General features: G+C 43.4%; 26 protein-coding genes. 16 read left to right on the top strand and 10 right to left on the bottom strand.

Features of this window, described 5'->3' with window-relative positions; translation table 11 throughout:
- Positions 1 to 55 precede the first annotated feature (55 nt).
- Positions 56 to 724, top strand: a complete 669-nt coding sequence (locus AB8Q18_08315) for a DUF4236 domain-containing protein (GenBank protein XDZ50200.1) — start codon at positions 56 to 58, stop codon at positions 722 to 724.
- Positions 725 to 884: 160 nt separating this feature from the next.
- Positions 885 to 2558, top strand: a complete 1674-nt coding sequence (locus tag AB8Q18_08310; GenBank protein XDZ50199.1) for a hypothetical protein — start codon at positions 885 to 887, stop codon at positions 2556 to 2558.
- 191 nt (positions 2559 to 2749) lie between these two features.
- Here the strand turns inward: AB8Q18_08310 and AB8Q18_08305 are convergent, their stop codons facing one another.
- The gene (locus tag AB8Q18_08305; protein XDZ50198.1) at positions 2750 to 3088 is read right to left on the bottom strand and encodes an Arc family DNA-binding protein; all 339 of its coding nucleotides are present in this window, start codon (positions 3086 to 3088) and stop codon (positions 2750 to 2752) included.
- 76 nt (positions 3089 to 3164) lie between these two features.
- On the opposite strand from AB8Q18_08305, the gene AB8Q18_08300 reads away from it, so the two are divergent.
- A complete protein-coding gene (locus AB8Q18_08300) occupies positions 3165 to 3320 on the top strand; it encodes an Arc family DNA-binding protein (GenBank protein XDZ50197.1) in 156 nt (51 codons plus the stop codon).
- On the top strand, positions 3301 to 4344 hold the full coding sequence (locus AB8Q18_08295) for a phage antirepressor N-terminal domain-containing protein (GenBank protein XDZ50196.1): 1044 nt from the start codon (positions 3301 to 3303) through the stop codon (positions 4342 to 4344). Before AB8Q18_08300 ends, AB8Q18_08295 begins: the two co-directional genes overlap by 20 nt.
- Before the next feature lie 45 nt (positions 4345 to 4389).
- Here AB8Q18_08295 and AB8Q18_08290 read toward each other — a convergent pair whose 3' ends face one another.
- Together AB8Q18_08290 and AB8Q18_08285 are read right to left on the bottom strand one after the other, a co-directional pair.
- Positions 4390 to 5382, bottom strand: coding sequence for an HNH endonuclease (locus tag AB8Q18_08290; GenBank protein XDZ50195.1), 993 nt, complete (start codon positions 5380 to 5382; stop codon positions 4390 to 4392).
- Positions 5383 to 5384: 2 nt separating this feature from the next.
- The gene (locus tag AB8Q18_08285; protein XDZ50194.1) at positions 5385 to 5732 is read right to left on the bottom strand and encodes a nucleotide pyrophosphohydrolase; all 348 of its coding nucleotides are present in this window, start codon (positions 5730 to 5732) and stop codon (positions 5385 to 5387) included.
- Between the two features lie 285 nt (positions 5733 to 6017).
- Here AB8Q18_08285 and AB8Q18_08280 point away from each other — a divergent pair, with 285 nt between their 5' ends.
- From AB8Q18_08280 to AB8Q18_08245, 8 genes are all read left to right on the top strand, one after another.
- Positions 6018 to 6557: a phage antirepressor N-terminal domain-containing protein gene (locus tag AB8Q18_08280; protein ID XDZ50193.1), complete on the top strand. Its 540-nt coding sequence runs from the start codon at positions 6018 to 6020 to the stop codon at positions 6555 to 6557.
- Between the two features lie 6 nt (positions 6558 to 6563).
- Positions 6564 to 7346, top strand: a complete 783-nt coding sequence (locus tag AB8Q18_08275; GenBank protein XDZ50192.1) for a hypothetical protein — start codon at positions 6564 to 6566, stop codon at positions 7344 to 7346.
- Entirely contained in the window at positions 7343 to 8227 is an 885-nt protein-coding gene (locus tag AB8Q18_08270; protein ID XDZ50191.1) for a hypothetical protein, read from the top strand. Before AB8Q18_08275 ends, AB8Q18_08270 begins: the two co-directional genes overlap by 4 nt.
- Positions 8227 to 8772, top strand: coding sequence for a hypothetical protein (locus tag AB8Q18_08265; protein ID XDZ50190.1), 546 nt, complete (start codon positions 8227 to 8229; stop codon positions 8770 to 8772). The genes AB8Q18_08270 and AB8Q18_08265 overlap by 1 nt, the downstream gene beginning before the upstream one ends.
- Positions 8773 to 8841: 69 nt before the next feature.
- On the top strand, positions 8842 to 9267 hold the full coding sequence (locus AB8Q18_08260; GenBank protein XDZ50189.1) for a glycoside hydrolase family protein: 426 nt from the start codon (positions 8842 to 8844) through the stop codon (positions 9265 to 9267).
- A 2-nt stretch (positions 9268 to 9269) separates the two neighbouring features.
- Entirely contained in the window at positions 9270 to 9758 is a 489-nt protein-coding gene (locus AB8Q18_08255) for a hypothetical protein (GenBank protein ID XDZ50188.1), read from the top strand.
- A 1447-nt stretch (positions 9759 to 11205) separates the two neighbouring features.
- Positions 11206 to 11544, top strand: a complete 339-nt coding sequence (gene yecR / locus AB8Q18_08250) for a YecR family lipoprotein (protein XDZ50187.1) — start codon at positions 11206 to 11208, stop codon at positions 11542 to 11544.
- Positions 11545 to 12063: 519 nt separating this feature from the next.
- The gene (locus AB8Q18_08245; protein ID XDZ50186.1) at positions 12064 to 12315 is read left to right on the top strand and encodes a hypothetical protein; all 252 of its coding nucleotides are present in this window, start codon (positions 12064 to 12066) and stop codon (positions 12313 to 12315) included.
- Between the two features lie 1049 nt (positions 12316 to 13364).
- Here AB8Q18_08245 and AB8Q18_08240 read toward each other — a convergent pair.
- The gene (locus tag AB8Q18_08240) at positions 13365 to 14210 is read right to left on the bottom strand and encodes a tetratricopeptide repeat protein (GenBank protein ID XDZ50185.1); all 846 of its coding nucleotides are present in this window, start codon (positions 14208 to 14210) and stop codon (positions 13365 to 13367) included.
- A 614-nt stretch (positions 14211 to 14824) separates the two neighbouring features.
- Between AB8Q18_08240 and AB8Q18_08235 the strand changes: the two genes are divergently transcribed.
- The gene (locus AB8Q18_08235; GenBank protein XDZ50184.1) at positions 14825 to 15193 is read left to right on the top strand and encodes a hypothetical protein; all 369 of its coding nucleotides are present in this window, start codon (positions 14825 to 14827) and stop codon (positions 15191 to 15193) included.
- A gap of 1501 nt (positions 15194 to 16694) precedes the next feature.
- On the opposite strand, the gene AB8Q18_08230 is transcribed toward AB8Q18_08235, so the two are convergent.
- The 4 genes from AB8Q18_08230 to AB8Q18_08215 all read right to left on the bottom strand — a co-directional run bounded on the left by AB8Q18_08230 (position 16695) and on the right by AB8Q18_08215 (position 20293).
- On the bottom strand, positions 16695 to 16844 hold the full coding sequence (locus AB8Q18_08230; protein XDZ52912.1) for a DUF333 domain-containing protein: 150 nt from the start codon (positions 16842 to 16844) through the stop codon (positions 16695 to 16697).
- Positions 16845 to 16948: 104 nt separating this feature from the next.
- Positions 16949 to 17197, bottom strand: coding sequence for a hypothetical protein (locus AB8Q18_08225; protein ID XDZ50183.1), 249 nt, complete (start codon positions 17195 to 17197; stop codon positions 16949 to 16951).
- A 174-nt stretch (positions 17198 to 17371) separates the two neighbouring features.
- Positions 17372 to 18412: a DUF2931 family protein gene (locus AB8Q18_08220; GenBank protein ID XDZ50182.1), complete on the bottom strand. Its 1041-nt coding sequence runs from the start codon at positions 18410 to 18412 to the stop codon at positions 17372 to 17374.
- Between the two features lie 921 nt (positions 18413 to 19333).
- On the bottom strand, positions 19334 to 20293 hold the full coding sequence (locus AB8Q18_08215; protein ID XDZ50181.1) for a GlxA family transcriptional regulator: 960 nt from the start codon (positions 20291 to 20293) through the stop codon (positions 19334 to 19336).
- A gap of 193 nt (positions 20294 to 20486) precedes the next feature.
- On the opposite strand from AB8Q18_08215, the gene AB8Q18_08210 reads away from it, so the two are divergent.
- The 3 genes from AB8Q18_08210 (at position 20487) to AB8Q18_08200 (ending at position 24405) form a co-directional block, all read left to right on the top strand.
- A complete protein-coding gene (locus AB8Q18_08210) occupies positions 20487 to 21707 on the top strand; it encodes a M24 family metallopeptidase (GenBank protein XDZ50180.1) in 1221 nt (406 codons plus the stop codon).
- A 53-nt stretch (positions 21708 to 21760) separates the two neighbouring features.
- Positions 21761 to 23065 (top strand): MFS transporter, encoded by a 1305-nt coding sequence (locus AB8Q18_08205; GenBank protein XDZ50179.1) that lies wholly within the window; start codon positions 21761 to 21763, stop codon positions 23063 to 23065.
- A gap of 233 nt (positions 23066 to 23298) precedes the next feature.
- Complete coding sequence (locus AB8Q18_08200) at positions 23299 to 24405, top strand: hypothetical protein (GenBank protein XDZ50178.1); 1107 nt, start codon at positions 23299 to 23301, stop codon at positions 24403 to 24405.
- 52 nt (positions 24406 to 24457) lie between these two features.
- Here AB8Q18_08200 and AB8Q18_08195 read toward each other — a convergent pair whose 3' ends face one another.
- Both AB8Q18_08195 and glyA read right to left on the bottom strand, forming a co-directional pair.
- A complete protein-coding gene (locus tag AB8Q18_08195) occupies positions 24458 to 24856 on the bottom strand; it encodes a hypothetical protein (GenBank protein ID XDZ50177.1) in 399 nt (132 codons plus the stop codon).
- Between the two features lie 167 nt (positions 24857 to 25023).
- A complete protein-coding gene (gene glyA, locus AB8Q18_08190) occupies positions 25024 to 26274 on the bottom strand; it encodes a serine hydroxymethyltransferase (GenBank protein XDZ50176.1) in 1251 nt (416 codons plus the stop codon).
- Between the last annotated feature and the right edge of the window lie 8 nt (positions 26275 to 26282).

The raw sequence follows: 26282 nt of genomic DNA, 5'->3' as shown, positions 1-26282 counted from the left end.
AATCATATAATAAAAAATTACTGTGATTAAAAGTTTATTGCGTGGGAGAGAGGTAATGGGATTCAGGTTTAGAAAATCAATTAAGCTAGGAAAAGGGCTTAAGTTGAATCTAGGTAAGAAAGGCTTCACTAGTGTAACGATTGGTGGGCGAGGTGCTAGCGTTAATATTGGGAAGAGAGGGACTCATCTTAATACAGGTATACCTGGAACAGGACTATCATACAGAACGAAGCTCAGTGGTAATAAAGGTCGGGCTATGGCCTCAGGCTCAAGAAATACTAGGGCTTCTGTTAGTAATGAGCTAACAAGGTTGTCTAAGCTGCACGATAAAGGTGTTCTGTCTGATTTAGAGTTCGAGATAGAGAAAGATCGAGTGCTTGGATACTATCAGGAAGAACCCGTTAAGAAGAAAAGTACGCTCTGGAAGCTGATTAAAACTATTTTTTGGATGTTTATCTTTTTCGCTATCATCTCTCAATGCTCAAAGAGCAGTAAGGATAATACCGCTACGAGTACAACTAGCGGTTCCAGTGTGACCTCAGAGAGGGTTGTTGATAGTGATGATACTAATTCATCGAGTGTTGGTGCTATAGCTGACACTAATACATCTAAAAGTCGTGAGACTGGTAAGAATAAGGCTAATGTATTAGACGACAAGCCACATCCTAAGTATGAGAATAAAGCCCCCGGTAGAGAAGGGGCTGAGATTGATAATTTGTTTTAGTAAACAGATAGTTTTATTATAATTGGAATCTTTTTGTTTTATTTAATTGTACTAATTGTTCGGGATATCGATGAGTCAGGTTCTTCTTGAATCGTATGATAAGGTGTAAAGTGTTAATCGGCCTCGATATCTTAATATATTTAAATATGGGGAAGAAATCATGGGAAATGAAGAGCAGGAATTATACGAGGAAAGACTCAGATATAGATTGAAAATACTTCAAGAGAAACTAAAAGAAGGAAAAGTTTTTATTGCTGAGCATTTAGAAAAAGAGCTTCTAAAAAGCATTAGTCAAATTGAATATGATGATGCCGGTGAGGTCGTTCTAGAGTCAGTAGATGGCCGTCTCCGTTCAATGGCTTTAGCGGTAGAACATTTTGATACTAGGGATAAATTAAAAAAAGAGATTTCTTTAGAAGAAATTCAAAACCTATACTTTGAAATCATAGAAAGAAATTTTGGTGACTTTTATCGTCAGATGAATGAATCTGAAGCTACTCCTCATGATGTGGCCCAATACTTTTCTAGAAATAAAGAGTTTGTCGAAGATATCGTTCATCAGATTCCTGATTTTATAGATATGCTTTTTAATTTTTGGAGAAATATTGGAGATATTGGGTATTGGCATTTAGAGGGTAAACCTGAAAATATAACGGGTGTATTTGGTGGAGATTTATTTCCAACACATAATGAAAATATAGCTTCTAAATGTGGCATTTACACAGATACTATAGTTTTACCTGATCCCTATATAAGGTCTACTCATATATTTCAGAGTTATGCTTCAGAAGGTAAAGTATATTATTTTATTAAACATGGTTTGAATTTATTAAAATATAAAAAATTAGCATGTACAGATATTGATACTCCTATCGTAGTTATTCTCCCTGATTTGCCATACTTAGAAGAAAATGGCATAGATTTTATTTATAACTTGTCACAAGATGATGCTCTAATTCATGCAAGTAAACTGTTTGATATTGATTTTGAAAATCTAGGTGATTTTAACGAGTTCTGTTTAAGTCTAAATACTGTTGAAAAAGCAGTAAAAGCTATTAAGGATAAAAGTAGAGTTTTATTTGATACAAATTGGCATGGTAGTCTTGAGGAGCAAATAGTAAAAGCATTAGGAAGTCGTGATTTTAATCCTTTAAGTATGACCGAGCCGGGCTTGTTATTTCAGATGCAAGCAGAAGGAAGAATGTGTGTAAGTAATGAGTTATTACTTAAATCACGTCAACTTTCAGGTACACCAATTATTGAAGCAGAAACTTCTTGGAAATTTTTTAACTGGAAATTGGAGTATGATGCCGAGAAAGCTCAAAAATATTATCAATCAGAAAATCTACATATTCTGAAGGGTCTGAATGATTTATCTCATACTAGTTTGCCTTGGTTAGGAAATATTCCACCTGAATCTTTATTGGAGTTAAGGAAACAAGGAGCTTTAGAGGAGGTTAGGAATATTCTAGGAAATAATATTAACGAGTTAATAAGTACTAATCCCACCAATTGTCATAGGACGAGAGATCAAATATTAGAAAATATTGAGCAAAGCTTTGCTTCTCATAGAAAGAAGCTAGATGAGTTGAAAGCAAAAAATTGGAGGTTTGCTGGTAAAGATATTGGCTCATGGGTGGTAATGGGTACTATAGGAATTGGTGCTGCTCTAACTGGAACTCCAGCATGGGGGCTTGCAGCTTTTGCTGTTGATCAAGTTCTTGATGCTCCTAAGTTAAAAGAAATTCCTCAACGATATCGTGATTTAATTGAGCAAAATAGAAAAGTAAAGAAATCTCCAGTTGGTATTCTTTTTAAGGTTAGTCAATATTAAATACAGAAAAAGTAATTTATTTGGTGGGATGGTTGTGATGATATGTTGGTCGGAGTAGGATGATTTTATGTGGATTTAGCCTCTGTTACATAAAAGCCTTCTGAAATCAGAAAGTATTAGTAGAAATATTATTGTGAATGTAAAAAGCCCAGCATTGCTGGGCTTTTTGTTTGACTGATCAAAAGCTCATCTTATTTCTTATTAGAAGGAGTTTTAACCCATAATTTTATTTTTTCCTCAAACTCAGCACTAAGTTCTTTACTGATTTCCTTTTTTACTCGAGCAATCATTTCTTGCATGTACTCTTCATCCGTGATGTTTTTATCTACTACCAAGGGGTCTTTAGACTTGTGATTTGGGTCGTGTACATAAAAGCGAGGGTTTAATTTGTCGCGAAGATCAAGCCCTTCCTCTAAAAGAAGGATGAGTTCAGCATTTAGTGATCGACTGTTATTGTCAGCACTTTGCTTTAGTCTCAAGTATAGGTCATATGGCAACCGAAATTGCGATCTGTAAGTATCTTTTTCCATGTCACTATTTGACACTAACTTAAATATTACGTAAAGTGACTGTGTGTCACTAAATAGTGACAGAAAAGGAAAGAAAATGACAGAGAGTAAATTGCACCGTTCGCAATACCGCATACCAACAGGAATTATTGAGTGGGTACGTGAAAATGCGACAAAGAATCGCCGAAGCTTGAATAGTGAAATTATTTATATTCTGGAAAAGGCGATGAAGAATGATCAAAAAACAGCGTAGAAATGAAAATGCCTCAAAGGCGGCAACCTTTGAGGCAATAAACTTAAACCAAGCGAAGGAAAAAGTTATGCCTAATAATACCACGTTAGTACCGTTTTATGGAAGCAACCTGATCACTGCAAAGGTTGGTGAAGTTGTTTATGTTGCAATGAGGCCAATTGTCGAAGCGATGGGATTAAATTGGGGGGCTCAGGCGAAAAAGCTTGAAAATTCCAAGTTGAAACATGGGTGTACTGATATCAGTACACCTACTAAAAGTGGGATTCAGGATATGCTTTACATCCCAATTAGAAAACTTAACGGCTGGCTATTCAGTATTAACCCAGCCAAAGTAAAAGAGTCAATCCGCGACACTGTTATAAAGTATCAAGAAGAATGTTTCGAAGTTTTGCATGACTACTGGACTAAGGGTGAGGCAATTAACCCACGCCTTAGAAAAGAGAAAACTCGCAAAGCTTTACCAAATGGCCTAACCATTGAACAGCAAGATACGATTAAAGCTTTTCACAAAGAGCTAGTGGGTAAAGTGCCAAAGGATAAACAAGCCAGTATGGCGATAACACTTTGGAGTTCGATTAAGGCAAAGTATGGCGTCTCGTATAAAGAAGTACCACCAGAAGAGTTTACTTCTATTGTGTCACTTATGAGCCGTGTTGCGGTAGAAAAGGGTGTGTTGCATGGTGAATTGTTAGACGATGACTTTACTCACCCGTTGTTTGATGAGCCTAAGAAGAAGCCACTCGAGCTTAATATGCAACCATTTCCGGAGAGTGTTTTTTATGATGATTTCGGTGAACAAGCTCTGACTTATAAAAGCTTAGTTGATCTTTACGGTGAGCGTTATAGAGGGCAGGTGCCAATAGTTAGCTTATTACGCCAACTTGAAAGCAAAGGCTATGATACCCGTGGCTGCTGGATGGAGTATTCTGGTTTGCGACATTTATTACGAAATACACATCAACGGTTAGAACGAGTACAGGACTTTCTATATATGCCGGTATGTGCAAAAGTAGTTTCTAATTGATTGAAAGGCCACCTTCGGGTGGCCTTTATGTTGGTCTCTATTATCTTAAGAATCGAAGTGAGCTTTTAATGCTTTTGGACTAGGCCAAAATGTTTTATCACTAGGATAGTTAATTTTTTGATTATGGTATTGGGCATATTCGGTCTTTAATAACTCTTCAGATACATGGATGGTTCCATTGATATTAATTCTAATGAGTTTCAGGTCATATAAAGTGTGTATATCAGCACGAAGTAAAATACCGTTGCTGATATGGTTAGTTTCCTCACCAAGGTAAGGCGTAATGTGTGCCGCCTCTAATACTGACTCCACTGTTGTTTGAGTGATCGCACAAGTGTTGCTATAGGCTTTTAAAACCGCTTTTCTAAATTTAGGTTGTCCTTGTCGGCGCACGATTTCAGTAATTACTTTTTTTCGACCATCTGCCATATCTTTTGGGTCATAAGTCTTTTCATCTTCGATATTTTCTGCCTGTTGAATTTCGTTATTTTGAATAACATTTTGAGGTAACGTACTTGTGATATTGCAGTTGAACTGTTGATTCAAAAACTCTTCAATAGAGTTGTATTTACTATAAATACTCGCAATTTTTGCATCACTGATTTTTGTAAATCCTCTATAGGCTTTATTTAAGTCGTTAATTAAGCCTACATTCTTCTGAATTGAAGTGGGGGTAGTTAGTAAATACATGTATTCCCATGTCTGACCAGTAGGGTCTATTCCCCAGATTGCTTTTGCCACTTCAGGGCTATGAAATTTTGTGATGACTCGACTGATAAAGTGATATTCATTGTCATAAACTGTCAAAACATAATCACCAGGAACCATGGCCGACCATGTTGTAGGATTTCTTTGTCCAGGAACGGCTCCCCAGGCGTAAAAGTCTTTTTTGCCACCAAGCGTTAGGGCAGTATTTTTGCTCAGTAATGGGTCTTTTGATAATGCTAATTTGCTGAAGCTTACAGGTTTTAAAATGGAGTCTTGTAAGTGTGTACGTGCTTCTTTATTACCGGCAGTAAAAACAAAAATTTGATGCATACTTATAGCTCCGTATACTTTTTAGAATTGCCTTTACTTAATTCAATAGGATATTTTTGCTCATTGATTTTTAGTTTTTTTGTAGCAAGCTCATCCAGGTCGACATTAAGAATACTGGCTAGCTTTAAAAGATAAATATAAACATCGGCCATTTCATGCTGGATATTTACTAGCTTTTTTTCTGAGTATTGATCAGGTGTATCTGCATCTCTATCCCATTGGAAGTTTTCCATTAATTCGCTTGCTTCAACACTTAGTGCCATTGAGATATTTTTAGGGGTATGAAATTGATCCCAATCTCGTAATCGTGAGAATTCGCTTATACGATTCATTAAATCTAAATTTGTCATTTTAGGGCCCTGTTTGTTTATCTATTGATAATATATACATTATCTTTTTTCACAAGACTTAATTCATCATAATAGTAATTTAATGCCTAGATTTTTTGTCTTTTAAAGAAGGGAACGCCACGATTTACCCGATTAAAAGTACGGAACAATAAGCCTACTGCCCATGCAGTGGGCTTTTTTTACATAACCGCCATTTGCAAGTGGTAGAGGTGGCCTAAATCCTTTATAACGGCCGCCTCGTGGTTATGTTTCCTATTTAAGTGATAAAGGGTTAAGGACGACATAATGAATCAAACATTACTGGTGCCATTTTGTGGACGAAAATTAGTAGCTGTAGAAAAAGATGGTGAGGTGTTTGTGGCTATGAGGCCAATTGTTGAAGCGATGGGTTTAGATTGGAAGAGCCAGCATAGAAAACTTGCTAAAAGCTCTACAAGATTTAGTTGTGGCGATATGACCACGACTGGATCAGATCTTAAGCAATACAAGATGTTATGTATCCCGCTTAAAAAGCTAAATGGTTGGCTCTTCAGCATCAACCCATCTAAAGTACGTGAGGATTTGCGTGACCTGATTATTCGGTATCAGGAAGAGTGTTTCATGGTTTTATATGAGTACTGGACAACAGGTAAAGCCATTAAAGAAGATATTCAACGACAAATAGATGAATGGTTAAAACGAGATGAGAAATCCTTTAAAGAGGGGAGCATCGCCGGCCGTGCTTTAAATGACCGCAAGAAAGAAAAGCATTTTATTGCAGGCAATGTCACTAAACTTCAAATGACACTATCTCAGCCAGATTTGTTTGTTAGTGAAGGGCTGTAGGTGTCTATGATGAAAAACAGTAACCTTGGCCGTTCCAAAGCCGTGCGTGAAGCCTTCATTAAGCACGTCATGGCCGGCATTGATCAACTAATGCCCATTACTGATCAGTTAGGAAAAATGATTAGCCGGCCGCGTGAAACTCGCATGGCTGTTTGTCCCGCACGCATGGTTGACGACGTCAATAAGATGTTAGACCAGTACCAACGGGCAAGTAATGGTGGTGACGGTTCAGCGATTAATGCGCCGCTGCCAGTCGTTCTGCTGGCGTTCGCCAAAGGCATGAACCCTATCACCGTTGATCGTGGCCGAAGCCTAGCTGACATTAACGAAGTGATGCTGCGTGACGATTCTGGCGCCTATTACCCAGTAAAAATGGCTCACAATGAATGGCGGGTTCAGCTGTGCTTTATTGCTCATGAGCAAGAAACGGCTATTGCCATCACGAATCAACTTCGGCTTTACATCCAAGAATTTCAAAATAAGCGTTGGCCAATCAATTGGCACCATGACGGCAATGAGTTCACAACAACGTGCTCATTAGATAATTACGAGCCTATGGATGACACTGTGGACGTGCCCGATAGAACCAACCTGATTATTTATGTGTGGGACTTAACGCTGACCTTCCCAATGCCTTTTGTTTATGGAAACCCAAAAGGGACAGTGCAACAAGTCAATATGGACATCCACGACAAGCATGATCAACACATTAATGGTGGATATGTGAATGCAAGCCCTGGCCAACTGCCGCATGGTGAGTGGAACCACGAGCATGGTGACCAAGGATGATCATCCAGCTGGACAGTGGCCTCGTTGTATCGGGTGAGGCCATACTTGAAAACACCTTGCGCAGTAGCTTAGAGCCCATTCCCGTTACCTTTGAAGCCAAGCTAAGGCTTGATGAAAGTATTGCCTTGGGGCTGCTGGAAGGGAGTGAAATAAAGGTGGGCCGCAACCTAACACCCGTCACAATTGTGTTTGCTCGAGACAGCGTGAGTCCTGTTTACCAGGCAGGCGAAGTGAAGGTTAGACACATTATTGCCTTGCACTCAAATAGCCGTGGCATTGGGTACCGGTTAGAGCGAGCTTTCGTAGGCGAGCGGATCAGCCTTTCTGCGGCCTATAAAGCTTGTGGCGGTAAGTCGGCCATTGAAAAAGATTTTATCATTGATCGATTCTACTGCTATAAGGGCATGACCCCCAGCTATCAGATTTCACGAATTTGTCAGGAATATGGTGGCGTTGTCCGCTGGGGCCCAGAAAATGACGCGCTTTCTTTTGCGCGAATCAATGACCTTTTTAATCAAGAACCGGTGATGTCTTTGCCGGCCTTCACTGACAGCACAAAAAAGAGTGGTTTTCTTGAGCGGCATGAGGTGCCTTCCTACATCAGCACCAGTACCAGCGGTGGCATCACCAAGGGGGACTTTGCGAAGCCTCGGGCCGTGGAATTTAGTCCCCACAAAACCACGGCTCAGCTACATGCAATGTCTCAGGTTTTATTGAATGCTAAAGAGGTGCCTTGTCGTTATTCGCCAGAGGTGCATGCCGGCGATATTATTTTACAGGGCGACGTAAAGTTCATCGTGATCAGTGCCGCACATTCCTTTATGAGGATGCCCAGTGGCCAAGAAGAATCGCGATCAATATTTTGGTTAGGGGTTAAATAATGGCGCTATGGCCAGGTGTGATTAAAAGCTATGACGGCGACCGCCGTAAGGTACGAATTGAAGTGACAGGACTCACAGATGGGGCGGAGCTATTGCCTGAAGCTGATCTGCTGTATGCGCTGGGGGATAGTCACGACAATACTGAGGTGCAAATTAAGGGTGGGGAATTGGTTTGGATCGACTTCTTGGCCAATGATGAACGCTACCCGATCATTATGGGTTTTCGTCAGCCAGAGAGTGGGAACATCACCGGTATTCGTCGGTGGCAGCAAGACACGATTGAGTTGATTGCAGGGAAGAATATTTTGCTGAAGGCGCCAGACATTAAGTTTGAGTGCACAGCGTTGCAATCAACCGGCGTGAATACTTTTGATAAGGCCTCGAATATGGATGGTGGGATGCAAACGACTGAGGGTGGGGCCGTTGCATCCAAAGGCGGTTTAGCACTTAAGGGTGGCACTATTACGCACAATGGCATCGATATTGGCGATTCACATTACCATACAGCCCAAGGCGAGTTCGCCGACACGTCAACAGCCAAGTAAGGGAACAGCACGATTTAAGGCCTAGTGGCCTAGATAACATGTCCTTGTTTTTAATTGAAAGGGCATGTTATGGACATGAATAAAATGGTAGCCGAGCTGCGACGCGATGAAGGCGTGATGCCTAGTGCTTACCAAGACAGTCTAGGTTGGTGGACGATTGGCGTTGGCCGGCTGATTGATAAACGTAAAGGTGGCAAGCTCAGTGATGACGAAATCAATTACCTATTGAATAACGACATTGAGCGATTTTCTAAGTTACTGGATATCAACATTCCTTGGTGGCGTACGCTTGATGATGTTCGTCAGCGTGTGCTGTTGAATATGGCATTCAATCTAGGTGTTAATGGTTTGCTCAGTTTCAAAAATACCTTGGCCTATGTGAAGTCAGGCGATTACACCAAGGCAGCCAGCAACATGCTTCTAAGTAAATGGGCGACGCAGGTTAAAGGACGAGCTACACGACTGTCTGAAATGATGCGTACTGGTCAGGCTTAGCTATGGCTAACAAAACCATTTACACGGTTGCGGCTGGCTTCATGCTGGCCATTTTGTGCGCCGCCGCTGTTTACATTTATGGCATCTATGAATATCGGACAGGCTACAAAAGTGGCAAGGCAGACACTGTATCGAAGCAGAATCAGGATCACATTAATGCCATAGCCAAGGTTAATGCTGAGAACCAAAAACGGGCTAATGCTTATCTGGCAAAACAAAAGGAGTTAGAACGTGAAAAACAAAAGCTTGAAAGTAGTTTGTCTGGCATGCGCACTATTGCTAACAGCTTGCAGCAGCAACTCAATGCCGCAAGTGCTACAAGTGTGCCCTGTGATGCCAGCGCCGCTTGTGAGCGTTACAGAAGCGAAGCTGAAGCCTATCGACTACTATTCGGAGAAAGTGCGCGCCGATATGTTGAGCTGGGAGAAGAGGCTACCGCCGATTTAATTTTGCTGCACGAGGCAAAAGATTGGATTTTGGTTTTGCCATAGAGTTTGGTGGGCAAAGGCTCGAGTCTATACTTTGAGGTGCGCACCAAAGCATTCGCCGGCACCTGGCTTGGCAATCGATTAAATCCTCTGGATTATTTTGAGTTGGATTGATGGTAGACTCAGGAAACAAGTGAGCCGCCTAGATTGCATTGCTAGGCGGCTCATGTAGGGTTCAATAATTGATTTAGTGGGAAATAGCAAAAATGCCGAGTATTTATAAAATAACATACCCTAACGGTAAAATTTATATTGGGCAAGACTCTACTGATAGTGTTAATTATTTTGGCAGCGCTTCTAGCGATCTTATAGAAAAAGATTTAACACATGAGCAGCTTGTTAAATTAACTATTACCAAAGAAATACTATGGTACGTAGAAAGCGTTGACTCTGTGGCTTTAAACGCGAAGGAAACGGAATGGATCCTAAAGCTAGAGTCCAACAATCCAAGCATTGGGTACAATAGATGGCCGAAATTTAAGCTAGCTGATGATTAGGGCTGTTTAATAAGCTTGTAAGCATGGTTCACATATTTAACCTGGTGTAGGGCATCATCAACGGCACAGATAAGGCGCAATTGATTGCCGGCTATGCTGTGAAATTTGAGACGGCTTTTCAGGCATGAGGCGAAGGATTGGGTTTTGATTTTGCTGTAGGATGTGGCGGACAAAGTGAGATTCGAATTGGCGGAGAGTGTGAGGTGACACTTGTGTTGTCGTGTGTGACTAAATTGTGACTGGATGTGACTTATATAGGCAGCTCTACACTGGGTTTGCAGGAAGTGAAAGCCTTATATTTCAATAGTTTAGTTCTGATGCGAGGGACTTGAAAACCGTCGAAGGCTTATACCCTTCCGTGAGTTCGAATCTCACCGCCTCCGCCAGATACTTGGCGGGATGTTTTAAGAAAACATCTTCTCCTAAAGAAAGAACCCCAAAGCATAAGGCTTTTGGGGTTCTTTTTCGTCCTTTTTTCTAAGGTTCTCTGAGTTTCTCTAGATCATTTAGTTTGTTTTGGAGGCAAGGAATCTGCCTCTGTTAATGATTAATCTATTTGTTTTGTATGAGTTTTATTAATTTTACGAGAGTGGAATCCGGTTTGAATTGACTCTAGGATTTGTCTCTCGCTTTTATGTTCTAGCTGAGTAGCCCTAAGCTATAGGTAATACATTCGAATATATTTATGTTTTTGACATTTGTGGGGGTAGTCAATAATGGCGTCACATTATTTTTTAGTGCCCATGGATGTTGTTCCTTTGGGGTGGTTTGGCACACAATATGGGGCTCCTACCTGTAACCGTCCGCTTATAAGGCGGATGCTCCATCCAACTGAGTTAATCGTGTACATGTCTTAAATTACTTTCGTTGAAAATTTTATAGAAAAGCTTATTTTTATCCTGACTAAAGCCTGTTACTATTTAAATTATTTTTAATTTTAAAGAGCCATTGTTATGACTATTTTGAAAAATATAATCAGTGTTGCCTTCGTTGTCTCATTGCTCTCGGGTTGTGCTGATAATTTCAGGATGCTCAGAGTGATGAATGAAGATCAGCGCGCTGGCATTGTTAACGTTGGCTATACTTATAAAGTAAGTCGTCGTGGGGAGCCTCCTCGCGATATTATTGAAACAACGGATAAAATTTCGACTAAGCGCTGCCAGAAGTGGGGCTATAACGAGGCGAAACGGTTAGGTGGCCCTAAAGAAAGCTGTATTGGCCATAGCGGATGGGTGAATAGAACTTGTAGTAACTACGAGGTGACTGTTAAATACCAATGTTTAAGTAGTTAAGCTTCCTAGTAATCATTGGTTTTTATTGGGTAGTCACATCAAGGCGCACGATTAAATGCGCCTTATCTGAACCCTGTATGGTTTACTTAATTTCTAGGCGGCTATCCGATCCAATGACGGTATGGGTACCGTCCATTCACCTTGGCTACTATTCAACTTGGCTGGGTCTTCTTCCTGGCCAAGAACGGGCTCATCACTATGGAACGAATGATCGATGTAAACTCGATACTTTGTGACGTGTGTAATGGGGCCAATGTTTAGGCGGGGTTATAACGCTTTAAAGCTAATTGACAGGATAAAAAGAGGCAATTAAAAAGCAATGTTGGATACTTCGGTACCCTGAGCGGACTGTTGGAAGCATGAGTGTTGTAAGCAAACAAAATCACTAGCCCATGCGTGCTTGAGGCCTTGTGACGATGATTAATCCTTTAGAGTAAGCTTGATATTTTAGTGGTTTAGACTAGAGGAATATGATATTGTTTTATTTATTTTGAATATTAATGATATGAGCGAGTTTTTATGAAGAAAATATTCATGATGTTGGCTGCGATAAGCTTATTGAATGGTTGTGTTGTGATGAGTGGCAACTATGAGGTGATTGCTTATGATGAATCTGGCCAGGTGATTAAAGGGCCTCGTATGATGGCATCTGGCCGTGGCATCTACACCGCTAAGATAGCCTTGTGTCAGGTACATCCTAAAGCCTCTTTAAAGGTGATGAATACTGATACTGGTGAAGAGCTTAAAAGTGAGTCAAAGCGTTGTTCTTAATGCTTAGTAAATTAGTTTTGAAAATATTTAATTCTGAGCACATTTTATAAGGCGTGTCTTTTACTTAACTGGAGCGTCTTGATGACAATATTTGCATCTTTCGCATATCTATATTTTGTTACTAGGTCACTCAAGGTCCAATCGCCATGGCAGTCTTCCCTTTATAGGGCCTCTTATTAAAGAATAATGCCGATATTTCCCTGTTGCTATGTGGTATGCGGTTCCAATGCGGTGCGTTAGGTGTAGGCGGCCTGTCGTGGCGCCGCGCCGCGGAATCAGCTGGGGGTAAAGGTAGGTTGTCGCGACCAATATTAAAAAAAGCCCACGAGTAGTGTCGTGGGCTTTTTTTGTCTATCTCAATAAAAAATACTAGACTAATTTATTTTATGTGATATTATGAATCTAAATAGGAATCATTATCGTTTGATTGATTCTTATTGGATTGTAAAGTGACCGTGCGATGCTGTACTTAGAACCACGGTTACCTCCAGTTGTAATGGTAGTGGTTTGTGTTTCTCCATTGATGGTTTCATGGTAGTGCCATCAGCGTAGGATATACGTAGGAGAGTGTTCTCTTCTTAGCTCACGATATTTATCGTGGGCTTTTTTTTTGTACCACTAAAATTGAGTAATCGGCAGATAACAGAGAAAGGTGGGGGCCCTCTTTGTTATTCATTCGAATAAGGGCCTGCTAAGGACGTTTTCCATGCTTACATCTCAACGCTTACTTCCTCAGCTGGCGTGAGGCTGTGGCTGCGTGTCGCTTCGGTTGTTGGCCTTGCCTCTGATGATTCTTTTGGTGAGCTCAGCTTTACGTTTAACGATCCAACGCTGAATGTTGGGTTCATTGCTTATCATGACGTCTCATTCGTATAGTACACGCTATTATGTGCAGCTATTCTTTGGGGCATGACGGAGGGGCAGGCCTCTGTCAAAGAGCATAGCTAAGCATATCTACATTTATGATTAACATACGATGTGATTAACGTAAGGTGTCTGAAGCTTGAGCCTAAAAAAGGCGCCCATCTTTGTTGGATGAGCGCCTAATTTTAATCCTTTCGTCCTTGAGCTTCTGCTTTTTTCAGCCACTCTAACGCTTTGGCTTCGCTTTTAGGTACGCCTTCCCCTTTTTGATACATCAGCCCCAGATTGTATTGGGCTTTGGGTTGACCCTGTTCGGCCGCTTTGGCATACCATTTGGCGGCTGTTTTCGGATCGTGCTGAGTCCCAAGGCCTTTATCGTACATGAGGCCGAGGTTATACAAGGCGTCTGTATGGCCTTGAGCGGCAGCCTTATTCAGCCAGATTAAGGCTTGGCCATAGTCTTGTGGTAGGCCTTGGCCATCTTTATAGGCGACGCCTAGATTATTTTGGGCGTTGGCATGGCCTTGCTTGGCGGCTTGAGCATACCACTTCAGCGCCAAGGCTTTATTTTGAACCGTGGGGCTCATATCATAGAGTAAGGCAAGGTTAAATTGGGCCGCCGCAATGCCTTGCTCTGCCGCTTGGGTATACCATTTGATGGCCTGAGCATCACTTTGCGGCGTACCCTCACCATGCTTGTGCTTATAGCCTAGGTTGAACTGCGCCTTAGCATGGCTTTGTTCAGCTGCTTTGGTATACCACTTGACTGCTTCGGGTAGGTTTTGAGCCACGCCGCGGCCTTCATCATAGAGTTGGCCAAGGACATATTGGGCTTCGGCATGACCTTGTTCGGCTGCCTTGGTCATCCATTTTACTGCCTCTTGATCATTCTGAGGCACCTCACCAGAACCGTTTAGATACAGTTTGGCAATGGCATGTTGAGCCTTGACGTCCATCGGTGCGGCTTGAATGAATGCAGCATGGCACAGCAAAGCTAGGGCAAGAGGCGCTAAAAAAGAAGGTTTCATCATTATCTATCTATTTAATGGGCATCCTAAGCTGGGTCTAAGGCGTTGGTCAAGATGCATGGGTTTATATATTAGGCGTACGCTGCGGCGGCAGGGCGAGCCCATTCGGATAAGGATTAATTTTACCTATTGTGATTACTTTTACAAGGGGGGGGGAAGGGTTCAGCGGCGTCCGTTTTTTAGGTGCCGGACTGTTCTTTGGGTTCGCGCCAGTAGGTAAGCTTTGAAGAGCTTGTATCGCCGAACTTAATGCGCTATTTATAACAATCGCGCTGCTCACGTGGTGTTTACAGCATTGTTCTGCAACGAGCAGTGCGACTTCTGACAGTTTTGGGATGGCCGTGATTTGACTGTCCAAATATCGAGGCTCCTTTATATAGCATTCCTGTTTTATTGTGATGCGAGCAAACGCTATCGAAGAGTACGTTTATTGGTAGGGAGGATTGGGTTGCTGCAGGCCACCTATGTGTTGTGTTGGGTGTGAGTTGCTTCATGCTTTAGCTAGCTGAATATTCAAGGTCGGGGCACTAAGCGGCGTCCGTAGCTGAGTACGATATCTGACTGCTTTCGTTTAAGTTTAAGGTATGATTAAAGTACGATTATTTTGGGTTTTAGTAATGAATAAATTATTGATCTTGTTTGCAGGGCTATTTTTAGTAAGTGCGTCCTATGCTGCCGACCTGATAGAAATGACCGGGCCTGATGATGGGACTAAATATTATGTGTTGCCTGATACCAAGACGAGTAATGGGGTTTGGGTCCGATTTGAAAATCCTAAATTCAAAAGTTTAAACGGTGACTTTATCAGTGATGCTTTTTTGGCATTTAATTGTCAATCGCGCTCTTTTAAGATGGGGTGGGTAAGGGCAATTGATTTTAATGGGCAGATTTTATTCAATGAGAAGTTGAATGAATCTTTGGCACCTGTTGTTCCGGAGATGATCATGGCCCAATTATCGAATTATGCCTGTAGAAATAGCCCATAAGCTTGTACAGATCTGATAAGCAGCATCCAATTACCTTGCGTGTATCTAGCTTTTTGCCTCAGATTTAATCGGGACGTGAGATTCATCTTGATGTACTGAAGCAGGTTGATTGCTTTAGGGTGAAGCGTGCTGTTCGTAAAAAAGAGTAATCTGATTGGCTGAGCATGCCCGATATTGCTTGATCAATAAATCTTTGTGTAAGGGCATGGTGCCGAAGCCGCAGCGTGAGTTTGGTCATAGGAACGTGCTGACAAGGAGGCTAGTCATTGTTTGATCATTATTCTTTAGCTTTAGTGAGCAGGAGAAGCATAGAGTATATATATTTTATTGTGTAAATACGTGTAAATAATGTGTAATGCATTGTGCTTAAATAATACTATGTACGAATAAATTACATTATATTGTTTGGCATGAAGACGTTTTATGAAATATACGGTGATACAAGCAATGATTTGTGCCCTCTCTAGTACCTATTGGTTATCAAGCTGCGGTAAAGTTTTTGATTTTTTTGAAAATGGCCGTATTTGCGCGCTCTTGGCCATGCCTATGCCCTTTATCAGTTTAATGGGCGTTGTGGTTGTGGGGCTAACGGCCCCAAGGGGATTTTTACATTTATATTTGGGCCTCGTGTATTGGACGCTATCGGCTTTTTTTGTATTTTATTTTATTTGAATCAAGTTAATAGGCTGCTGGCTGGCCGTGTCTGAATCGGAGTGAGGTATTTGTACTGGCATGCTGACCATGCGCAATTGATTTTGATCGGAAGTTGGTCATTTAAAAATAAACGAGAGCAGAATCAAACAAAAACACACCTTGACTATATTGGCACAAAATAGGCTCAATTCCTGATGCTTAGAAAAATCAATGCGTCAGTATCTCAATGACTATTTTTAATATGTCACCGCCTCGACAATCCATCAATCGCAGCATCAATGTCTAGATCTGCAAAGACTTATGCTGACATACTCTCTACTCACGGCCTTTCATAGGGGTTGTGTTTTGAACGTTTGAGCCAGAGATAGCCTACTTATCCCAGCATGTTTTGCTAGCGCTGGGTATTTTAGTGAGTATAGAAGGCTTGTCTGCGCTCTAAATGAGGTGGTGAGGGATAAAAATTGATGGTGCTATGAAACTTGTCTTTATGTTGATAGTCCTATAATCATTCATAACATTTCCTTAATGCCCAAATGCCTTGAACGGTGTTTGGGCTTTTTTTAAACCGAACAAATGATGAAACCAGCAATGATTAAGAAACCGTGGTGCTTGTTTGAGAAAAGAAAGTCGGTCGGCGTTTTGTGGCTGCAGCCTAATCATTGAGTGAACCGAGTGGTTTTTGTGAGGCATTTGATGATCATCACTATGTGATCATGGCTGGTGTGTTACGGTATCTATGGGCTTATTACTTACGAGAGAGTGGCCCGCAGCCCTAAGGAAGCGCAATATTCCTGGGGCTTTTTTTGTGGGCAATGCCTCCGCTGAAAAGAGGGGGAGGGTGTAAATACTAGCTTGGATTATGGGCTCTGTAGAGTGCCCACTCTTCAATCACGCGACCGTCAGGTAGGTGGCACATGCCTACGTCACCCAACGGTATTTTTCGGATCTCAGTCTGACCGCCGTTCTCGACGCAGAAGACAGATGCTGGATTAGCCATCCCAATCATCGGCTCTTGATCTTGGTTCATGACTTGGCACCCTGTTAATAGGGTGAATGTCACAACTACAGCTGCATATGTCTTCATGATAAAGCTCCTTAAGGTTAATCGCCTAATATGCCTTCGGGTACAGTTCCTGCTTGTAAAAGTACCTCCATTCGGCCAAATTCATTGCTTTCGTCGTCGTATTCTTGCGATAGCGCGATTACCCCAGCAAAACGCTCTGCATCTCGCTGTGCTCGACTGATGGCTTCGGCTTTAGTATTGACTTGGCGTGGGGTATTGGCAACCAGAGTTGGCTTGCCAAGCCTCATTTCTTCGCTGAAGGACTGTACGATGTAGCTTATTTTCATATCATACCTTATGAATTGATAAAATTTAATGGGTTCAACGTGGCTAGATCACAATGGGTGAACTGCCTTGGCTGACAAATCATCTTCCAAGCGACGCATCATGAATTTTTAAGGCTTCCTTCAGTATGGCGTATTCCCATCCCCATTGGTTTTATTTTTGAATGATAGGAGGGGTTAAGGCGTCATTTCTTCAACTTCTATCTTCTTAAATTCGATCTTTTGTGTCCCTTGTTTTAAATATAACCTGGCCTCGTTTGGATTTGGGAAGTCTAGATTAAAATTTATATGGTTTTGAAGATTAAACTGTTTATCCAAAAAAGCCTCAATTTCAGGCGCCAACTTTACGCGATAACGCTTTATTTCTAATCCTTTTTTTACGTCAAAAATCAACAGCTTTGGTGTGGCGTTTAAAATTGCTTGGTCAAGATGATTTAAAATGGTTTGATCTTCGCCATTCATCATTTGAGCCGTATACGCCATCAATTCGTTCGGCTGGTTGACGGTTAGCCGCCATTTAATAGTACGGAATATTTTTTCATCAAACTGTTCGGCCTGACTTAGGGTGTCTTGACGTGATGACTGAATATTTTTGACATATTGGCTTTGAGTCACAGGGTGAGCGGGTGCGCTGGACCACGTTTCTTTGACGTGTGTTGCCCAAGGAATGTCTATTTGCTTACCTTGATATTGGCCAATGAGCTTAATGTCGACGCCACCAAGAAATACATACACGGCGCCTTTAGGGCCGACATTCACAACCAGCTTATCGTATCTTGGCACTTTTTGCTGGGGCCGTGACACAAAAACCCCTTGAATACGCTCATTAAGCCACTGCGTTATTTGTTTTTCGGGCAAATTGATGTTCGCTTGCCAAAAATGGCCATCCTTAAACGATAACCAAGTGACCTGCATGGTGCTTGGTGTGGGGAAGTCTGCCTTGGGGCTGTTTTGTACGCCCGTACCTAGTGCACCACCGGCAGAGTTTCTACCGCCAAAGTGGGTGATGACCTTGCCTGCTGAATCTGCAATGTATGTTTGCGCATAATTGTATTCTGAAATAAATCCAGGTGCCCAGCCGATATCAACTTGGTAGGCATTGGCTATGCTGGGCTGGAGTAGGAAGCCAAATAGAAGTAAAAAAGATTGTGTGCACCTTTTAAAAAGCGGTGTGTTAGGGACCTTCATACGGTTATCCTTTTTTGGGGCTTTATCCATGATTGATGCTTTTGTTATGGATGGGTATGCCCAGTGTATCTTGAGGGGGATTCGGGGGTGCGATTGCGGCGCCTCTTTATCTGTCCCTATCTGGCACCAAGGCGCAACCGCATGATTATATATTATTTAACTAGATATATTTATAATGGTGTATATGTCATTGTGATTGTTTTTAAGGAAAAGCATTTTGAGGTGAATAAATTTAAATTTATGGCGAGTATGGTGTGCTTGGTGCTGTTGTCAGGGTGTGCAAAATATTTAAAAGTTATTAACCATACAGGGCCGAATAATGAGGTGAAAATTGGTTATGGTTATAAGCTACGTGATCCCTATCCGATATAAGATTTTGACAAAGCAGCAGCAATGGCTGGTTTGAAATGCCAAAAATTGGGCTATGCCTAAGCAACGGGTCAGCGGGCAAGAGTCTGACTGTATCGGGCATCGTAATCTGTGGGCGAATGATTGCACCCATTATCAAATGTACATTAAATATCAATGTATTAATCCTTAATGGAAAGAAGGGGATTGCTGAAGCAGCGGCTTTTCTTCTCAGACTTTCTGCTCTGAGTACCCTCTTAGTCTGAGTGCCAGACCGTATCCGATCTTGCTGTTGGCCTAACTGAGGTGACTGTTGTGAGGGAGCATGCTTGGCTGCCTTCGCAGTAGGGTGTGTGCGAAGGGCTGCGGCGTCCATAAATGGCATCTGATGAGGATTGGGCAGTATTGCGTTAATTCTTTGCAGCACTGAGGCATAACGACCTGAAAGACGATGGGGGCATAAGGTGTAAGTCAAACAAGAGAAGCTGACGAGGGAGCGTACAGATGCGGATGGCCTAACGGATGTTCTTTGGGCCTCAAGCATCGGCTTGGTGCCCAAAGGAATGCGACAGGCTGCACGACTGGTGAGGCCGTGCAACCGCTTTAAAGGGCGACTCGGGTGGCCCTTGGTGTGAGTTGAAACTGTGATCGATAGGCTTTACTGAAGCTAGAAGGGTTGGAAAAGCCGCAGGCCAAAGAAATGTCCATAATGCTCATATTGGTTTGTTTGAGCAGTCTTTTTGCATGCTGTAATCTGAGCTCGGTATAGTATTGTTGCGGCGGCTTGCTGAAATAAGTCTTAAACCAGCGCTCTAGCTGGCGTACTGAAATGTTCAGAAATTGTGCCAGTTCGCGGATAGGCAATGGGTCTTCTAAATTAGCGTCCATTAAGGCCAAGGCTTCGATCACGTAATTGTAACCGCTGTTATTTTGTACCGGTAGGGGGATGTGCTGCAGCTCATCCTCTTTTCTAAGCGTTGACAGCGTGAATTGCTCGGCAATCTCTTCTGAGAGCTTACGCCCATGATGCAGCTTCACAATGTTGATGCATAAGTCTAAGGGCGCGGAGCCGCCTGAGCAGGTGTATCGATCCCGATCAATGGTGAAAATGGTGAGATTGAATTGGACGTGTTTAAACTTCTCTTTTGCCGTTAGCATGTTTTCCCAATGGATGCTGGCTTGATAGTTGGACATGAGCCCAGCATCGGCAAGGGCGTATGACCCCGTGCATAAGCCACCCAGCGGAATAGATTGCTGTGCCAGTCGTTGTAGCCAAGTCTTGAGTGAATGGTTGTTCAGCTTTTGTAGGTCAAATCCCCCACACACAAACACTAAGTCACAGGTGAGTAGTTGATGCATTTGTGCCGTATGGATGACGGCAATATTGTTGCTGGCTAGGCTATGGGAGCCTACGAGGCCGGCGACGTGAAAGTGATACAGCTCTTGTTGACGTACATAATTGGCCATGCGAAATGCCTCAATGGCATTTGAAAAGGCGATCATACTGAATCCGTCTAGGACGATGAATCCAATACGGTGTTTCTTGAAATCCTGTTCAGACATGGCTTTCTCCTAATGTGTTTTATTTCTCTTATTGTTTTTACTTATTTAGTTGCTTTTGCCAATTAGGACATGAAAATGTCGTTTTAGGCATGTTTTGAGCGGACTAGGCTTCTTATTATGACTACAGATGATGAGTGTAGACCGATACATTGTCAATCATTGAATACATTGAAAAACTAAGGAGAAATTGATCATGAATATTGCTGAAATGCCTAGCTTATTGACCATCGAGAATGGGCAAAAAGTCAATTCAACGTTTAGCTTGGCGGAGTACGAGCGCCGCCAAACGCTGTTGCGCCAAACCATGAATGATTTGCAGTTGGATGGGGTGTTATTTTCATCTGTGCATAATATTAATTATTATGCAGATTTTCTCTACTGTTCATTTGGGCGCTTTTATGGCTTGGTGGTGACACAGGATAAAGTGGTGTCGATTTCTGCCAATATTGACGGTGGTCAGCCTTGGCGCCGCACCGTTGGCGATTACAACGTGGTCTACACCGATTGGCAGCGCGATAACTATTTCCGTGCGTGTGCGAAAGAGCTGCCTCAGTCTGGGCGGGTGGGGATTGAGTTTGATCACTTGCCCTTAGAGCGGCTAGAGAAGTTAAAGCAAGCCATGCCCAAGGTTGAGTTTGTGGATGTGGGCGCGGCGTGTATGAAGCTGCGCATGATGAAATCAAAGGAAGAAATTGATTTTATTCGGCATGGTGCCAATGTCTGCGACGTTGGGGGCTTTGCTTTACGTGATGCCGTAGTGGCGGGCATACCCGAGTATGAGGTGGCCTTGCAGTCGACTCAGGCCATGGTGAGAGAAATTGCCAAACGCTTTCCTGACAGTGAGCTAATGGATACGTGGACTTGGTTTCAGTCGGGCATCAATACCGATGGTGCACACAATCCGGTGACCAGCCGTCGGGTGCAAAACGGCGATATTTTAAGCCTAAATTGTTTTTCAATGATTGCTGGTTACTACACCGCACTTGAGCGGACCATGTTCTTGGACCACTGTGATGATGCTTCGTTACGACTATGGGAGGTGAACGTCAAGGTTCATGAGGCGGGGCTGGCCATGGTGAAACCTGGCGTGCGCTGTTGTGACATTGCGCATGAGCTGAATAAGATTTACCAAGAGCATGACCTGTTGCAGTATCGAACGTTCGGCTATGGCCATTCTTTTGGGGTGCTGTCGCATTATTATGGGCGAGAGCAGGGCCTGGAGTTTAGGGAAGACATTGAAACCGTTTTAGAGCCCGGCATGGTGGTGTCTATCGAGCCCATGATTATGATGCCAGAAGGCATGCCCGGGGCTGGGGGCTATAGAGAGCACGACATCTTGGTCGTGACGGAAGATGGAGCGGAAAACATCACAAAATTCCCATATGGTCCTGAGCATAATATTATTCAGCGCTAAGGGGCATTAACATGCCCACCTTTGTGGGCATGTTAAGACAAAGGAGAAATGGTATGACGTTATCTACAAAGGCCAATATAGGCACTGAACACAATCATAATATTGAACAATCAAAAAAATTAAAAAAGGCCGCAACGGCTTGTTTCATTGGTAATTTTGTGGAGTGGTTTGATTACGCCGCTTATGGTTATTTAGCGGCAGTCATTGCGGTGGTGTTTTTTCCGAGCGCAGACGGCGCCATCGATTTGATGTCGGCCTATGCGGTGTTTGCTTTGTCGTTTGTGGTTCGTCCTATCGGTGGTATTTTTTGGGGCTATATTGGCGATAAATTTGGGCGCCGGCCGGCATTGTCTTGGTCTATTTTAATCATGACGGTTTCCACTTTTTGTATTGCCTTATTGCCTAGTCACCAGAGCGTCGGCTATTGGGCACCTGTAGGTTTATTGGTGTTGCGCATGATTCAAGGGTTTTCCGCCTCTGGAGAGTATGCGGGTGCGGCCACGTTCTTGGCGGAATACGCGCCTCAGCATAAGCGCGGGTTTTATACCAGTTTGGTGCCGGCCAGTACGGCCTGTGGTTTATTTTTAGGCTCTTTAATGGTGGCCGCTATGTATGCCTTAATGAGCACGGAAACCTTACACAGCTGGGGGTGGAGAATTCCGTTTTTATTGGCCGCACCACTAGGGCTAATTGGGCGCTACATCCGCCTGCGTTTGGAAGAAACCCCTGATTTTGCCAAATTTCAAGAGTCGCATACGGAAAAAAATACGCCCATTGTGCAGCTGTTTCGGCATCACCGTAAGGCCATGGTCATTGCGTTTACCGTGTCTTGCTTGAATGCCGTTGGTTTTTATTTGATTCTTAGCTATATGCCGACCTATTTGTCTTCGGAAATGGGGATGAATAAAGTAGAGTCCTTTATTTCCACCACTTTGTCTTTGTTAACGTATATCGGATTTATTTTCTTCATTGGTAAGATATCCGATAAAGTAGGGCGCAAAAAGATGCTCATCATTGCCTCGGTGATTTTTATCGTGGGCACCGTTCCCTTGTTTATGCTGTTCGAGGGTGCTGCTTTTTGGTCTATTGTTGCCATTCAAATTGCGTTTGGCTTTATGCTGGCGATGAATGATGGCAATTTGCCGGCTCTATTGAGTGAGCTGTTTCCAACCGACGTGCGTTACTCTGGCTTTGCGTTTACCTTCAATACCGCTCAGTCTTTTTTAGGCGGCACCTCACCATTAATCGCCACTTGGCTCATTCATCAAACGCATTCGGCTTTAGCGCCTGCGTGGTATTTAATGGCCGTTGCCGCAATTGCTTTGGTTGCTTTATTTAAAATCAAAAAGCTCTATTAATTTTCTCGTCCTCTGACTCTTTATGCCCAATGCTTGTCCAGTATTGGGCTTTTTTGTGGCCTTTATCCCGGTTTTTTAGGGCAGTTTAAACCTATTAGGCACTATGTGGTTTTGTAAGCTGATGATTCATATGTCGAATAATGCCTCAAACGTGTCGTAATTCAGACCACGATGACTCATCAGTTCCCTTAGATTAGAGAAACAAAAAAGATTCTAACAAGGAGGGTAGAGAGATGGTTGATTCAAAGATCAGTTATTTGAAAGTGTTGGCCTATGCAGGGACATTCATTGCATTTTTGATTGGCTCAGGGTTTGCGACCGGTCAAGAGGTGGTGCAATACTTTAGCGGTTATGGCTTGGCTGGCCTATTAGGCATTTTGGTGGTGTTGGTTTTATTTGTTTACATAGGCAAAGCCTTGGTGTCGATTGGCCACGCGCAGAAGTTTGAACACGGCGGGCAGATCTATCATTATTTGTGCGGGCCTATTTTGGGCCGATTCTTTGATTATTTTTCCATAGTGTTTATTTATATGTCGTTTATGGTCATGATCGGCGGAGCGGGTGCGACCATTGGGCAGCAATATCAGGTATCGCCTTGGATGGGGGCGGTGGTGATGGCGGTCTTGGTTGCGGTGACGGTGATTTGTGGCCTCACCAGCATCGTGGGGGTATTGGGTAAGGTCGGGCCGATTATTGTGCTGTTGACCATTGTTTTGGGCTTGGCCGCCGTTGCGAAAAATCCAGCGGGTTTGATGAATCTGGATGAGGTTTTGCCTCAATTGACGATCTTAACCGCTTCTAGCCATTGGTTTTTTGCTGCCCTGTCTTATGTTGGCTTTTGTATGCTGTGGCTGGCTGGTTTTATGAGCCTGATGGGCAGCTCGGCCAGAAACCTCAAAGAAATTGCCGTGGGCACGGTGCTGGGGGCGGTCGGATTTAGCCTGGCCTTATTCATCATTGCTTTAGGCTTAATGGCGAATATACAGCTGGTTGCGGGTACCATGGTGCCCTCATTACAGCTGGCCGCGAGCATCCATCCCATCTTGGCCAGCTTCTTCTTTGTGATCGTCTTGGCGGGCATCTACACTACGGCGGTGCCTTTATTATGGCAGGCGGCTAAGCGTTTTACGGGGGAGAACCAAGGAGCATTCCGGTGGGTGACGATGATCTTATCTGTTCTGGGGACGTGGGTGGCATTAAAAGTTCCTTTTGATCAATTGATTAATGTGATTTACGTGATGAATGGCTATATTGGGTTTGTGCTGCTGTTCTTTATCGTGCTGCACAGCGTCCGTAGTCGTGCGGCCAAAAGAGCTAAGATCATCAGCGTGATTGACTAAGACAAAAAAGCCCATGCAATGCATGGGCTTTTTTTGAGGCCGACAATCGTCCTTACTTTTCTAGATAGGCGGGCACGGCTGCGGTATTTTTAAAGTAAACCGCTTCGCCATCGCTTTCTCCATCAAAAATCACTGGGGTATCGGGCATGAAAACCAAAACATCGCCTACATGCGCGGTGAATTTTTGATTGTGCTGATCACGCACCACCATGGTGCCCTTAGTGATAATTTTGACCTCAATAAAATCAAATTGGGCCTCATAGCTGACCGAAGGCTGCAAAGCAAAATAGCCCAGCGTGAGAGGGGCATTCTGGCTGTGCGCCAAGGGGATGTCCAGGATTTGGCCTTTGAGTTCAGGGGTCTGACGAATGTCGCTGAGTTGGTTCATGCTGTAGGTGCCCGCCTTAATCAAGTAAATGCCGGGGGCTTGGTCAATAAAGCTTTTAATCATAATTTTCTCCTATATTAATCAATCATCTTTAACAAAAATAGTTTAAAGACGACTTCAGTATAGGAAATCCCACCCGCTGCGAACCCGACAAATACCCCATATATCTGTCCAAATGCGACATTGAGCCCTAAGGGTAATAAAAATCCCCAATAAAGGGGATGAAGGGTTTAATCCAGATAGACGGGGTGCTGATCACAGAGCGCTTGAATGCGTTTTTGAACCTGTTGAATGACGGCTTCGTCCTGTGGGTGATCCAAGACATCGGCGATGAGGTGGCCTAAAGCTTGCGTGCTGTGTTCGTCGAAGCCTCGGGTGGTGATGGCAGGGGTGCCCAGCCGGATGCCTGACGTCACAAATGGTTTTTCTGGATCATTGGGAATGGCATTTTTATTGACGGTGATGTGGGCGGCGCCAAGGATGGCTTCAGCTTCTTTACCGGTAATGTTTTTGCTTCTTAAATCCACCAGAAAAACGTGGCTTTCGGTTCTGCCTGAGACAATTCGTAAGCCGCGCTCGGTCAACGTCTTAGCCAGCACCACCGCATTTTTTTTGACTTGCTGTGCATAGTCTTTCCAGCCTGGCTCCAGCGCCTCTTTAAAGGCGACGGCTTTGGCGGCAATGACATGCATCAGTGGGCCGCCTTGCAATGAGGGGAAGATGGCTGAATTGATTTTTTTGGCTAAGTCCTCATCGTTGGTGAGGATGATGCCGCCTCTGGGGCCACGCAAGGTCTTATGGGTAGTTGAGGTAACAAAATGGGCGTGGGGCATGGGGTTAGGATATTCACCGGCGGCAATCAACCCTGCATAGTGGGCCATGTCGACGAATAAGTAGGCATTGATCCGATCGGCGATGGCACGAAAACGCGCGAAGTCAATTTCGAGGGCGTAGGCGCTGGCCCCAGCAATAATCATCTTGGGGCGATGCTCTAGAGCCAGTCTTTCTACTTCATCGTAGTCTATGGCTTCATCGGCACCTAAACCATAGGGGATGACATGGTAGAGCTTGCCTGAAATGTTGACGTGTGCGCCGTGGGTTAGGTGGCCGCCGTGAGCGAGATTCATGCCGAGTATGGTGTCGCCCGGCTGTAGTACGCAGGTATACACGGCTTGGTTGGCTTGTGAGCCTGAATGCGCTTGGACGTTGGCAAATTGTGCGCCAAATAGTTGTTTGACCCGATCGATGGCCAGATTTTCGACCACGTCGACAAACTCACAGCCGCCATAATAGCGTTTTTCAGGATAGCCTTCGGCGTATTTATTGGTTAGCTGAGAGCCTTGGGCCTGCATTACGGCTGGGCTGACGTAGTTTTCAGAGGCAATGAGCTCAACGTGGTCTTGTTGACGTTGGTTTTCATTGTTCATGGCGGCGGCTAATTCGAGGTCGTATTGCGCCAGAGTGACTTGACGGGAAAACATGATTTGCT

The organism is Neisseriaceae bacterium CLB008 (assembly GCA_041228285.1).
Classification (GTDB): Bacteria; Pseudomonadota; Gammaproteobacteria; order Burkholderiales; family Neisseriaceae; genus JAGNPU01.
Note: the sequence above shows the minus strand (reverse complement) of the source record. Positions and strands in the feature narration are given on the sequence as shown.

Coding starts and splice junctions, on each gene's coding strand:
- AB8Q18_08270 (XDZ50191.1), top strand. CDS start 7,343: ATGATCATCCAGCTGGACAGTGGCCTCGTTGTATCGGGTGAGGCCATA.
- AB8Q18_08195 (XDZ50177.1), bottom strand. CDS start 24,856: ATGATTAAAAGCTTTATTGACCAAGCCCCCGGCATTTACTTGATTAAG.
- AB8Q18_08230 (XDZ52912.1), bottom strand. CDS start 16,844: ATGGCTAATCCAGCATCTGTCTTCTGCGTCGAGAACGGCGGTCAGACT.
- AB8Q18_08265 (XDZ50190.1), top strand. CDS start 8,227: ATGGCGCTATGGCCAGGTGTGATTAAAAGCTATGACGGCGACCGCCGT.
- AB8Q18_08210 (XDZ50180.1), top strand. CDS start 20,487: ATGAATATTGCTGAAATGCCTAGCTTATTGACCATCGAGAATGGGCAA.
- AB8Q18_08215 (XDZ50181.1), bottom strand. CDS start 20,293: ATGTCTGAACAGGATTTCAAGAAACACCGTATTGGATTCATCGTCCTA.
- AB8Q18_08200 (XDZ50178.1), top strand. CDS start 23,299: ATGGTTGATTCAAAGATCAGTTATTTGAAAGTGTTGGCCTATGCAGGG.
- AB8Q18_08240 (XDZ50185.1), bottom strand. CDS start 14,210: ATGATGAAACCTTCTTTTTTAGCGCCTCTTGCCCTAGCTTTGCTGTGC.
- AB8Q18_08285 (XDZ50194.1), bottom strand. CDS start 5,732: ATGACAAATTTAGATTTAATGAATCGTATAAGCGAATTCTCACGATTA.
- AB8Q18_08300 (XDZ50197.1), top strand. CDS start 3,165: ATGACAGAGAGTAAATTGCACCGTTCGCAATACCGCATACCAACAGGA.
- AB8Q18_08295 (XDZ50196.1), top strand. CDS start 3,301: ATGATCAAAAAACAGCGTAGAAATGAAAATGCCTCAAAGGCGGCAACC.
- AB8Q18_08290 (XDZ50195.1), bottom strand. CDS start 5,382: ATGCATCAAATTTTTGTTTTTACTGCCGGTAATAAAGAAGCACGTACA.
- AB8Q18_08245 (XDZ50186.1), top strand. CDS start 12,064: ATGAAGAAAATATTCATGATGTTGGCTGCGATAAGCTTATTGAATGGT.
- glyA (XDZ50176.1), bottom strand. CDS start 26,274: ATGTTTTCCCGTCAAGTCACTCTGGCGCAATACGACCTCGAATTAGCC.
- AB8Q18_08315 (XDZ50200.1), top strand. CDS start 56: ATGGGATTCAGGTTTAGAAAATCAATTAAGCTAGGAAAAGGGCTTAAG.
- AB8Q18_08255 (XDZ50188.1), top strand. CDS start 9,270: ATGGCTAACAAAACCATTTACACGGTTGCGGCTGGCTTCATGCTGGCC.
- AB8Q18_08220 (XDZ50182.1), bottom strand. CDS start 18,412: ATGGATAAAGCCCCAAAAAAGGATAACCGTATGAAGGTCCCTAACACA.
- yecR (XDZ50187.1), top strand. CDS start 11,206: ATGACTATTTTGAAAAATATAATCAGTGTTGCCTTCGTTGTCTCATTG.
- AB8Q18_08205 (XDZ50179.1), top strand. CDS start 21,761: ATGACGTTATCTACAAAGGCCAATATAGGCACTGAACACAATCATAAT.
- AB8Q18_08235 (XDZ50184.1), top strand. CDS start 14,825: ATGAATAAATTATTGATCTTGTTTGCAGGGCTATTTTTAGTAAGTGCG.
- AB8Q18_08305 (XDZ50198.1), bottom strand. CDS start 3,088: ATGGAAAAAGATACTTACAGATCGCAATTTCGGTTGCCATATGACCTA.
- AB8Q18_08260 (XDZ50189.1), top strand. CDS start 8,842: ATGGACATGAATAAAATGGTAGCCGAGCTGCGACGCGATGAAGGCGTG.
- AB8Q18_08275 (XDZ50192.1), top strand. CDS start 6,564: ATGATGAAAAACAGTAACCTTGGCCGTTCCAAAGCCGTGCGTGAAGCC.
- AB8Q18_08310 (XDZ50199.1), top strand. CDS start 885: ATGGGAAATGAAGAGCAGGAATTATACGAGGAAAGACTCAGATATAGA.
- AB8Q18_08225 (XDZ50183.1), bottom strand. CDS start 17,197: ATGAAAATAAGCTACATCGTACAGTCCTTCAGCGAAGAAATGAGGCTT.
- AB8Q18_08280 (XDZ50193.1), top strand. CDS start 6,018: ATGAATCAAACATTACTGGTGCCATTTTGTGGACGAAAATTAGTAGCT.